The 12,018-nt window shown below is 52.2% G+C and carries 6 protein-coding genes; 3 read left to right on the plus strand and 3 right to left on the minus strand.

Annotated features, from left to right (window positions below; translation table 11 throughout):
* Positions 1-388: 388 nt before the first annotated feature.
* Together SH668x_RS04700 and SH668x_RS04705 are read right to left on the minus strand one after the other, a co-directional pair.
* The gene (locus tag SH668x_RS04700) at positions 389-1,693 is read right to left on the minus strand and encodes a hypothetical protein (protein ID WP_437187542.1); all 1,305 of its coding nucleotides are present in this window, start codon (positions 1,691-1,693) and stop codon (positions 389-391) included.
* A 203-nt stretch (positions 1,694-1,896) separates the two neighbouring features.
* Positions 1,897-2,613, minus strand: a complete 717-nt coding sequence (locus SH668x_RS04705; protein ID WP_437187543.1) for a response regulator transcription factor — start codon at positions 2,611-2,613, stop codon at positions 1,897-1,899.
* A gap of 296 nt (positions 2,614-2,909) precedes the next feature.
* Between SH668x_RS04705 and SH668x_RS04710 the strand changes: the two genes are divergently transcribed.
* The 3 genes from SH668x_RS04710 to SH668x_RS04720 all read left to right on the plus strand — a co-directional run bounded on the left by SH668x_RS04710 (position 2,910) and on the right by SH668x_RS04720 (position 8,646).
* Entirely contained in the window at positions 2,910-5,930 is a 3,021-nt protein-coding gene (locus SH668x_RS04710; RefSeq protein WP_437187544.1) for a PVC-type heme-binding CxxCH protein, read from the plus strand.
* Between the two features lie 205 nt (positions 5,931-6,135).
* The gene (gene nadA, locus SH668x_RS04715) at positions 6,136-7,143 is read left to right on the plus strand and encodes a quinolinate synthase NadA (RefSeq protein ID WP_437187545.1); all 1,008 of its coding nucleotides are present in this window, start codon (positions 6,136-6,138) and stop codon (positions 7,141-7,143) included.
* A 213-nt stretch (positions 7,144-7,356) separates the two neighbouring features.
* On the plus strand, positions 7,357-8,646 hold the full coding sequence (locus SH668x_RS04720) for a citrate synthase (RefSeq protein WP_437187546.1): 1,290 nt from the start codon (positions 7,357-7,359) through the stop codon (positions 8,644-8,646).
* A gap of 200 nt (positions 8,647-8,846) precedes the next feature.
* Here SH668x_RS04720 and SH668x_RS04725 read toward each other — a convergent pair whose 3' ends face one another.
* On the minus strand, positions 8,847-11,534 hold the full coding sequence (locus SH668x_RS04725) for a protein kinase domain-containing protein (RefSeq protein WP_437187547.1): 2,688 nt from the start codon (positions 11,532-11,534) through the stop codon (positions 8,847-8,849).
* Positions 11,535-12,018: the final 484 nt, after the last annotated feature.

Consider the following 12,018-nt stretch of genomic DNA (forward strand, 5'->3'; position numbering starts at 1 on the left):
TCCGGTGGTCGTGAAGTAGGGCTCATGCACGGGTTGATCGAACGCGTCGGTTCTGTTCAGAACCCGGCGTCTCGCCGTTCACCAGCAGGGGAATCTGCACAGCTTTTTAACTGCAGATCGCTCCAGCATATTCTGTGAACTTTTGAAACAAGCCGGCGAGGAATCAACCACGAGCCCGAAAGCGGGACAATCTGAAACTCGCCCGAAAGCAATTCATCAATCAACCTCATAGGGTATCGGGTTTTGGATCTCAGGCAAGTGGAGAAACAAAAAATGATCGCAGACAACTCTGCGACCATCGATGAGAATGGGGAGAATCCCCATGCAGGAACTTTGGGGTTTTAATTGGCTGTTGCTCTCTAAGTATTTTCTGGGTAGATGGTTGCGATTACTTTGGGGGCGGAGGCAACAACGGCCCTTCAATTTCCTCTGCTGGAGTTGGAGGAGGAAGCGGTGGCTCCGGAGTTCCCTTCGTCTCGGGGGCGGATTGAGGAACTGGGAGTGGAGGAATCCCATTGTTCAGGACGGGCTGTTTCTGCTGTCCTTGGGGTATTGCAAGTGTTGGCTCCACTTCCGGTTGCGGCAGACCAAGTGCCGGGACGGGCGAATTCGGAAGGGGTGGCTGCATTCTCGGTTGTCCGGGAGCAGGTTGCCCAAGAACGGGTCGATTGTTAGCAGGATCGCCTTGGATGAGAGGGGCTGCTGCCGGGGCGACATTTGGTGATCTGGGAGAATTGAAGGCGATCAAATAGTCCTGGTTGCCATCGATCAACGTTGCTGTGTTCAGGATGGTGGCTGCATTTGGATCGTCGTCAAGGTAAAGGAAGGCTCCCAGGAGAAACAGGCGGTTCGGATCGCGTGCATCCTCAAGAGTCCATTCAGCGACCCGTTGTTTGATGCGAGTTTTTTCGTGTTGATTGACCGCGCCGAAGAGTTGATCTAAGCCGGTCACGCGTTGAGGCCAAGTCGGGTCAAGTTTCGCAGCGAGTTTCAACTGGTCACAGGCTTCCGGAAAACGGCTCCGGGCAGCGAGCGTGACGGCAAGGCGATAGCGAGGATCAACTCGGTCACGGGCGGCATCGATTGCTTTCCGATATCGCTCCGAAGCTGCAAGGTAGTTCATCTGCTGGAGTTGGATGTCCCCCTGCGTCTGAAACTGGAAGCTGTTTTCTTGTTCTTTGGGAGTCGATTGCGGAATCAGCGGGACAGGATCAGCAAGGATTGGCTGTGGATTGAGTTGTTGAAACCCGTTGTAGTACGCACCCTGTTGCCAGTTTGCGGTCGGGTCGTAGCCGTACATCCCCTGATATCCGTAGTTCACGTTCCCGTATGGACCGTAGTACGCAGACGATGGGTAGTAAATTCCGCCACCGAACGGAGGAGGAGTGATGTACGGGCCAACGTCGAGATACAGAAATGGATTGTACGGGTAGTGGTAATGCCCACCGCGTCCACCTCCACCGCCAGGAAATCCGTTGACGTATTCCATTCCGCCACCGTTGCTTCCTGGTGAAGGTCGGCCGTACTGCTGGCGATATTGATACTCCGCCTGAGTCGGGCCATAAGGCTTTCCGGTGGAACCGATTACCTGTGGGGTCGATCCCCTTGGCCCCTGAGCATGAGCATGCGGGGCAGCGGAAAGAGAAGCACAGCAAACTAAAGCGAGAGTAGCTGCACTCTGACGAAATAACATCTGAATCTCCCGGAGGATTGTCCCGTACCCGTCATTATACAGGAGAATTGTGCACTATCAAAAATCCGATGCTGAAATTTTATGAGCGTTCTGGATTCGATTGGATCAGACAATCCATTCCGTCTCGCAATTGCAAGACGAGTGTTGGGCCGGAGCAGTTTCCATGAACTACGGCGATTCTCCAATTTTTCCAGTTTTGTCGCTCAAGGATTGGCCACGAATCGATAACCGGTGCCGCGAACGGAGAGGACGTGGTGTGGATTGCTGGGATCTTCCTCCAGGTATTTGCGGAGTCTCATGACGAAGTTGTCGATCGTTCGCGAAGTAACTTCCGCTCCTTGGTCCCAGACATCATTCAGAATGCGGGTGCGTGAGAGCACTGCCCCTTCGTGTTCAATGAAATACCGAAGAAGTTGCAGTTCCATTGTGGTGAGCGAGAACGTCTCGTCGCCGCGTTGAACTTCATAAGTTCGGAAATTCACCTGGACGTTTCCGAATTCAAAGTCATCACGCTGGCTGGATTGAAACGCCTGCTCGATCTGATGGTTCCGCTTCAGCAGATTTCGAACGCGGCTCAGCAGTTCCGGCAGCGCGAACGGCTTGGTCATGTACTGATCTGTTCCGCAATCGAATGCATGCGATTTATCTTCGCTCAGCGTTCTTGCGCTCAGCACCAGAATCGGAATTCTCAGGTCGCGGTCACGGATGGCCCGGCAGATTTCGTAGCCGCTCATTCCCGGAAGCATTAGATCGAGCACAATCAAGTCAACCCCGTGTGGATTCTCATCGAGATAGTTTAATGTCGATGGTCCATCCCCCATGACGATAGGCTGATAACCTTCGGCTTCAAAATTGAATCGAATGCCGTTAGCGATGGCCTCTTCGTCTTCGACGATCAGAATGCGAGGCGATTTTATCATTGCAGGAACGCGGGGTAAGAGAGGAGATCTGAACAGACAATTGTCTCTCTCCTGCGAGTCGTCTTCAACTCTCAAAATTCATTTTCCCGTTCTTTGTCGAATGTTGGTCAACAATGGCCTGCTGTGGGGTGTGAACTCGCTGTCGGTTCGATTTCCGTCATGTCGACTCAGAGGTATTCCAGACCGAATCCGTTAAACTTTCTCTGCATACGAGTAGGACTCTCGCGAACGGCGAATCGTTACTCGGAACATTGCTCGACGTCTCCCGCCTGTTTCCTGCCTAAGGTCTGAACTTGATGAAACGTATGATTCAAGCTGCCAGTCTTTATTTGACATTTGCTGGCTCGCTTCTGGCTGCTGAATACTCGGATTCCCCGGCGGGCCCGCGGGCCCCTCAGGACGCTGCCGCGAACTTTGTACTGGCAGAAGATTGTCGTATTGAGCTTGTCGCTGCTGAGCCCAACGTCATAGACCCGGTTGCAATGGCTTTCGGAGCAGATGGCCGTTTATGGGTGGTCGAAAACACTGATTATCCCAACGGTCCCAAAGATGGTGAATTCGGTCTGTCCCGCGTTCGTATTCTCAAGGATGTCGATGGGGACGGGCGTTTTGATGACGCTCAGGTGTTCGCAGATAAACTCCTGTTCGCAAATGGAATTCAGCTGTGGAAAGATGGAGCACTGGTGACCACTGACGGGAAACTGATCTTCCTGCGTGACACCAACGGCGATGGAGCGGCCGATGAAAATCAGATTTGGTTCAAAGGATTTGAGGTCGAGAACCCGCAATTGCGTGCGAATCATCCGACTCTCGCGGTCGACAACCTGATCTATATTGCCAACGGGTTGCGTGGCGGGAACATCGTTCCCGGAGAATCGAACCCGTGGGGGCTCGATCCTGCTGGTCCTCCGGTTTCCATTTCAGGAATGGATTTTCGGTTTGATCCTTTGACTGGAAAACATGAAGCAATTGCAGGTTGCAGCCAGTTCGGCTTGGCCTTCGATAACTGGGGGAACCGCTATCTGGTTGATAACCGCCATCCGGTTCGGCAGGTGATTCTCGAAGACGCTGACCTCAAACTCGCTCCTTGGTTGCAGCCGAATCAGGTGTACGTCGACGTTGCACCTTCGGCGGAAGCATCACGGGTCTATCCGTTGTCGCGTACCTGGACGACCTCCAACTTGCACGCGAATCAATTCACCGCGACATGCGGAACACTGATCTATCGTGGAAATGGATTGACTTCGAACTATTTCGGAAACAACTTTGTTTGCGAGCCGACGGGAAATCTGTTGCACCGCGAAGTTTTGACGCCTGCTCCTGGATACTTCACCGCTGTCCCTCAGAACACCGAAAAAGAATTTCTCGCGACAAAAGATGAGTGGTTTCGCCCGGTGAATCTGATCGAAGGTCCAGATGGCGCCCTCTATATTTGCGATATGTATCGCTGTGTGATTGAGCATCCTCAGTTCATGCCAGAGGAATTGCAGACGCGGCCCGATTTGACTCTGGGAAGCGACATGGGGCGTCTCTGGCGATTGACCAGCAAAGATGCAGCGTCGTACAAGGAGTCAATCGCTTCCAGTCCTGTTCAGATTGAGACACTCTCTTCTGCTGAACTCGTGAAGTTGCTCGCACATCCGAATCGTTGGCAACGAGAAACCGCGCAGCGTCTGCTCCTCGAACGACAGGACCAATCGATCGAGGGTGGTCTGAGCGAGATTATTGCCGATCAGAACAGCGGGCAAGGGGCGACCGTTGCCCTGTGGACTTTGAATGGTCTTGGATTACTCAAGTGGGAACATGTCGCTGCAGGCTTGCAGCACCCATTCAGCAAGAGAGCGGCTCTCCAGTTAGCACGAAAGTCGTATTCAGCAGAAAAAGGACGCCTGGAGTTCGCTGGTGAATTCTTGATTCCGCAGCCGAAATCAGATGAAGATCCACATCTGCTCGAGCAGTTGCTGTTGAACTTCGATTGGAAGGAACTTCCAGTTTCATTCGCAGGGGGAAATCCTCGTGAAGTATTGATTCGTCAGATTCCTCGCGACGGGGAGCACGAGTGGTACTGCTCGATGCTGGTGATTCACGCGGGCGATGAAATCAAAGATGTCATGAAAACGCTGTTTGCCGTGCTTCGCAGCGGAGACGGAGCCGGCGAGAACAAGTTGCAGATTGGTTCTCAGGCGGTTGAGTTCTTGACTGCGGCGTTTGGGCGCCGACGTGACCTTGTCGAGATTCAGGAGTTCTTGAGCGTCGTCTTCGAAGGTGGGAGTAAATCCGAAGACCGCAACTGGCAACGTGCGGTGCTGCGAGGATTCCTCAAGAGCGCTCCGGGGGCCCGAACTTGGTTGATGACTTCTTTGTCGCAGCTATCCGCGGAAGGAAAGCTCGCCTACTCAGCGTGCCTGAATGAGGTTCTGTTTGGGTTCCAGGATCCGACGGATGCCATGGAGTTTTCACTCACCGAATTTTCGTTGCTTTCCCTGCTTCCGCAGTCGGACACTCTTCCGGTCTTGAAGCTGATCGCATCCGGGAATGATGTCGAATTAAAGAACGCGTCGATCGAAATCTTGCGTCTGCTTCCAGGAACAGAAACGGTCGGAACACTCGACCTTCTGTTAAAAACAGGGACTCCACAGATTCGCCGCAGTGTGATTTCTGCGCTGTCTGTGTCTACGGAGGGGATTGAGCACCTGTTGAATCTGGTGGAAGCGGGCGATGTCGCTCTGTTGGAGATTGACGATGCATCGATCGCCAGGGCGAAGGAAAGTCCGGTCGAGGGACAACGATCGCGTGCTGGTTTGTTGTTGACGAAAACGCTGCCAGCAGATCGGGTACGCGTCCTTGAAGAGTATGCTTCCGTGTTGACGATGGAAGCGGATCCGCGACGAGGAATTCCGGTGTTTGAACGTGCCTGTGCGACCTGCCACAAAGTGGGAGACCGCGGCGTGAACGTGGCGCCGGATATCTCGGATTCTCGCACGAAGTCGGCAGATTTCCTTCTGGTGAATATCCTCGACCCAAATCGCGCCATCGATAACAATTTCTTCAGCTTCACAATTGTCGATGCTGACGGCATTACCCACTCCGGGATTGTTGTGAACGAGACCTCGACTGCGGTTACTTTGAAGCAGCCTGAAGGAAAGACGGTCACGATTGCTCGTAGCGACATCGATGAAATGAAAAATAATGGTGTTTCATTGATGCCTGAGGGATTGGAGCGATCAATTTCCCCTCAGGAGATGGCAGATTTAATCTCGTATATTAAAAATTGGCGGTATCTGGACGGTCAGATTCCTGAGGAAGTGATCCGCTGATGTTAATTACAGGCAAATGGATCGGTTTTTGCTGATCGGTTTGTTGTTAGCTTGGCTTGCACCTGCTGAGTGGGCGATTCAAGGGGATCGCCCCATTCGGCAGGTTGCAAAATTGACAGACTTTTTGCTCACATTGTGAAAGAAGGATTGTTGCTGGCTGACGGAGGTGGTCGACTCCCATATAATTGCGGCAAAAGGGATGAACATGCAGAATTCGACATTGCCAATTGTGAGTGCAGCTGACGCCGAGGCAGCCTACGAAGATCCATTGGATCTGATTGAAGAGATCGATCGACTGAAGGTCGAACAGGATGCGACCATCCTCGCTCACTTCTATGTCGATGGTGAAATTCAGGATATTGCTGATTTTACCGGGGACTCTTTGAAGCTTGCTCGCGATGCGACGCAAGTAAAGTCTTCGACAATCGTGTTTTGCGGCGTCCATTTTATGGCAGAATCGGCGAAGATTCTGAGCCCTGAAAAGCGGGTTCTTCTTCCTGACCTGCTGGCTGGCTGCTCGTTGGCCGACAGTTGTCCACCGCAGAAACTGGCTGCCTATCAGAATGAGCTGCGCGCTCAGGGACGCGACTTTGTGACGGTTGCGTATATCAACACCACCGCTGCGGTGAAGAGTCTGGTTGACTGGATTGTCACGAGCGGAAATGCACGCGAAATTATCGAAGAGCGAGTTCCGAAGGACAAAGAGATCCTCTTTGTTCCGGACCAGTATCTTGGTCGCTATCTGATGGAAGTGACTGGGCGCCCGATGATTCTGTGGCCAGGTTCTTGCATGGTCCACGAGGTCTTCAGTATTCAGGACTTGGTGCGAGCGAAGAAAAACAATCCGCAAGCATTGGTTCTCGCCCACCCGGAATGTCCACCCAATGTGCTGGAGCACGCCGATATGGTCGGGGGGACAGAGAAGATGCGGAAGTTTGTCGCATCTTTTGAGCAGCCTCAGATGTTTCTGGTGGCGACGGAATCAAATATGATCCATCCGCTCAAGGCGATTGCCCCTCAGCATGAGTACGTTCCTGTTCCGGGGATCATGGCAGACAGTGGCGAGACTTGTGCCTGTAATCGCTGCCCGCATATGGCGAGAAATACGCTGCAAAAAGTTCGCGACTGCCTGAAAAATGGAAGTCCAGAAATTTTCTGGCAGGATTATTTTGCCCAAGCTCAGGACGTTTTGAAGCGAAGTCTTCTCCAGTAAATTTTCAATATCGTGATTTTTCAATAGAGTGCTGACAAAATGATTCGGGTGACTTGAGCCAGCTGATTAGTTTGTCATCATTTGGGTTGGCTTCCTTTTTTACGACCAATCCGCTCCTGAATTGAAGAAACGATAGACCGCGTAAGCAGTTTGAACTGTGACGTGGACGCCGGTCGTGCCGAATTCGGTCTCCTCCAAAAAGTTGATGTTCCTATGCCTCAAAACACGCTGACGATCACAGACAATCGCACTGGAAAGACCTATGAAGTTCCAGTGCAAGACGATACGGTCAAGGCAATTGACCTCCGTCAGATCAAAGTGCAAGAGCAGGACTTCGGCCTGATGGCCTACGATCCCGGTTACACGAATACTGCTAGCTGCAAGAGTAGTATCACTTACATCGACGGCGATGCCGGGATTCTGGAATACCGCGGATACCCTATTGAAGTACTGGCTGAGAAGTGCACGTACCTCGAAGTGGCTTATCTGCTGCTAAAAGGGGAACTCCCGACAGCGACCGAACTGGCCGAATGGGAAAATGCGATTCGGTTCCATACGGTCATCCATGAGAACATCAAACGGCAGATGGAGACATTCCGTTACGATGCTCATCCGATGGGGATGTTCGTCAGCACTGTGGCAGCGATGTCCACGTTCTATCCGGAAGCGAAGAAGGTCGGTTCCCCGGAAAACCGATTCACTCAGATTAAGCGACTCATCGCCAAGGTTCCGACGATCGCAGCTTGTTCCTACCGGCACAGCCAGGGTCGGCCTTACATCTATCCGAATAATGATCTGAGCTACACTGAGAATTTTCTCGCGATGATGTTCCAGATGACTGGAACACCATACACACCACACCCAGCTCTGGTTCGCGCACTGGATGTTCTCTTTATTCTGCACGCTGATCATGAACAGAACTGTTCAACAAGTGTGATGCGAGCAATTGGGTCTTCCGACGCTGATCCTTATTCAGCCCTCGCCGGTGCCGCCGCCGCACTTTACGGACCGTTGCACGGGGGAGCGAACGAAGCGGTGCTTCGCATGCTGAGCGAAATCGGATCTGTCAAAGAAGTTCCGAAGTACGTCGAACGCTGCAAGTCGGGTGAAATGCGTTTGATGGGATTCGGACATCGTGTTTACAAGAACTACGATCCGCGCGCACGCATCATCAAGCAGTGTGCTGAAGAAGTGTTCGACGCTGTTGGCAAGAATCCACTTCTGGAAGTTGCTTTGGAACTGGAACGCATTGCGTTGGAAGACGAATACTTCGTCAAACGCAAGCTCTATCCGAACGTCGACTTCTACTCCGGTTTAATTTATCAGGCAATGGGCCTGCCTGTTGCAATCTTCCCGGTGATGTTTGCGATTCCAAGATCCAGCGGATGGTTGGCACAGTGGAAAGAGTCGCTCGAAGATCCGGAACAGCGTATTCAGCGTCCACGCCAGATTTATCTCGGCGAACGCGAGCGGTCGTTTGTCCCAATGAATCAGCGTGGTTAATCGCAAGTTCTTGGCGTGATCAAAATTAAAAACGGACCTGCAGTTTCTTCTGCAGGTCCGTTTTTTGTTTAGCCCCCAAGTCTTAAGTGAGGCAGTGACGAATGCTTGCAATATCCTGGTCAAACGCAGTGTATACTTCCGCCTGCATGACACCCTTTCGTTATGCGTCAAATGGGTGAGATGAATGTGATCGTTAGGGGTCAGTATGGAGCGACAGCTCCGATGAAGTTGAGTTCGTCCGGGACTTTTTTGCTTTCAACAATGAACATCGGTGACTTGGGACGGAGGTAATCCGTCTCTTCCGGATTGACTGATTCAAATTCAATTGGGGCTCCCGTCGTTCCCGAATCGCTGAACAGGCCGGAGTCTGGAAGACTGCCGGCTTGGTCTGTCCAATTGAACCGCGGTGGACGCGCGGATTGAGTCAGTTGTTCGAGTGTCAGCGTGGAACTTTCGATAGTCAGTTCGGGGCCGTGTCCATCGACGAACAAGTTGTTCGCCAGCGTCCATCCCTCTGAGGACTTGGAAGGACCGTCAACGAATCTGATCCCCGTCTGAAAATTCCGAAAAGTGTTGTTGCTGGCAAGCAGCCTCTTTTGTGGCAAGTCCCCTTCGAAGGCAATGCCACTTGCGCAGCCATCGAAGATGTTGAGCTGGATTTGAATGGAATCTGTTCCGCCGTGGATGGCAATTCCAGATTTGAATGGACCGAGAAATCGACAGTTTTGAATGCAGATGTCCCGGTTGTCCCAGCTTTCTCCGGAGGCCAATCGGATCGCCATCGCTTTGGCATCCATTCCTTCAAATTCGCAGTCCAGAATTCGGACAGGTTTACCAGTCAGCCCACTGGTTCCTGTTCCTGCGATCGCAATACGGTTGATATTGGTGAATTTGAGATTCTGGAGCGTTGTTCCAGAGCAGAATCCATCCAGCTCGATGGCATGCGGAAGCCCTTGGGCATCAATTTCGAAATTGACGAGATGAAATTGTTCGACTGAGCGGAGAGTGAGGATGGGGGAACGTCCCGAGGATTTCCATTTCACAGGAGTGGCACTCGCTGCTCCGACGAGTTTAATCCCGTGAGGGAACGATCCGAACGTTGTATTGTCGATGACAACTGCTTCGGTGAGCGTTTCATTTGTGGCGACGCGGATTTCGCGAATCTGTGCTGGGTCTTCTGCTGATTGGAGATCGCTGAGGAACCGGAATGCGTCGGAAACAGTCGCGAAATGCCCCGAAGGTCCCACAATGACTGCATGATCTGTGATTGGAATTCGGGGGAGAGCAGGACTGGTTGAGATGGAGTCAGATCGAGCAACGTTCACTTCAGTTCTGTTGGTCGCTGGACTCTCATCAACCTTTTTCTCGGTCCGAAGCATTAGCCACATCCCTGCAGCAAGAACGCAAATTCCAGCGAGGCCAGCGATTGCAAATCGCTTTCTGAAGAGCCAGTGTTTGAATGACTCCTGTCGTCGACGGCGTTGGGACGAGACCACTTCAGAATCGATGATCAGCGGGAGTTGTCCTCCCTTCTGCGAGTAGGACGGAGATGTGACCTGACGTGTCTCCGCGTCCGTTTCATGGATACGAGCGGTGTCGTGTGGTTTGATTTGGCTGTCAGATTTCGTCGATTGGCCTCCGTGGGCTTGCCCTAACAGGAAGTTTTTTTTGAGTGACGTCGAGTTTGGTTGTCGAATGCTGGAGGGGTCAATGTCCTGCAGGCTGCTGAGAAATCCCCCAATGGAATGCTGAGGGCCGGGTGTCATTGTCTGGGAGTTGTATACCCGAGTCACAGCGGACGCATCTGGTCTCCCTGAGAGTTCCCCATGTGTCAACTCAGCGGTTTGAACACATTGTCGCTGGAATGGAGGAGGGTACATTCGGGCAGATTCGTAGGTGGGGAAGGATTTCAGCCAGTCTTCCAGTGATTGAACCGCTTCCCACGCTGATTGAGTTCTCTGCTCCCGGTTCTTGCACATGAGCCTGCGAACAATGTCTCCCAACTCGGACGGAACTTCAGGCCGAAGCTGTTCAAGCCGTGTCGGCTCGGAGTTCTGGTGGGAGAGTAGTCGTTGAGTGAGAGTTCCCTCGCAGAATGGCGGGCGACCCGTCAGCAGGTAATACAGAGTGCATCCCAGGCTATAAAGGTCTGCCCGGGTGTCGACTCGATGGCTATCAACCGCCTGCTCCGGAGACAGGTAATCTGCTGTTCCCAGAATCCGTTCTTCGTGAGCAATGGTCAGCGAAACTTCGCCGTTCGGATTGGGAATACGGGCGAGTCCGAGATCCATGATCTTGACCAGCCCATTCTGATCAACAATGAAGTTTCCGGGTTTGATATCCCGATGGACCATTCCAGCCTGATGTGCATGGGCCAATCCGAGCGCTCCCTGCCTCATGTACTCCGCTGCAATGATCAGGGGGAGGGGCCCGGTTGCCTGAACGAGATCGTAGAGATTGCTCCCATCGATGTACTCCATGACCAAAAAGTGAATCTCGAGCGTTCCATCCAATTCGTGGTCGATATCGTACGCTCGCACGATGTTCGGATGGTCGAGTGATGCGACGGCCTGAGCTTCCCGGTGAAACCGCTGCAGGTAGGAACTGTCTTTGACCAGTTTCAACGGGAGCACTTTGATCGCGCATCGGCGCTTCATCAATACGTGCTCGGCGAGATAGACTGAACTCATTCCCCCTTTCCCGAGCAGTCGCAGCAGCTTGTATTTCCCAAGGAAGAACCCTTTGTGTTTTCCTTGAAGGAGCTTCGTTGCCTGCCATTCGGTCAGGAGGTTGGTTTTGATGAGAAAGCGGGCAAAATGCTCCGGTTGCGGATTGGTCACTTCACTCTGATAAGCAAACAATCTGTCCGCGACTACAGGATCACTCACGAGCCTGCTGCGTTTCAGTGTGCTTATGAACGTTTCCAGTGAGTTGCTCATCTGCGAGGACCGACAGTCGTCAGAGTAAAAGCAGAATCTTGAGACAGCTACTTAAAATGACATGAACTCGGCAGGGGATCTGGATGCAAATGAAGACCGGTTCTGCGCAAAAAATAGTGTTGACTGTTAAAATATGATTCCCGATTACGGAAAGTACAGCCACGTTTTCGAGAAGTTTTTGAAGACCTTGCAGAGGGGGGTGACCATGACCGACGATTGCCGCTTTTTGCATGACAATATGACAAGGTGGACTTTGACTTTAGAGCCGAATTTGTCAGAGGCTGTGATGAAGAAAAGTTCTCAGATAAAAAATAGCGAACCTGAGGGGCATTTTTCTCGTCTTGGCCTCAGAGTTTGGTTACACTTTTTCTGATACCGTGATCGGGCGGGGTCTCGGTCTATCCTCATTTTGGGTTGCTTGAACTCCCTGTGC

Source organism: Planctomicrobium mucosum (genome assembly GCF_051466335.1).
In the GTDB taxonomy this organism is placed as follows: domain Bacteria; phylum Planctomycetota; class Planctomycetia; order Planctomycetales; family Planctomycetaceae; genus Planctomicrobium.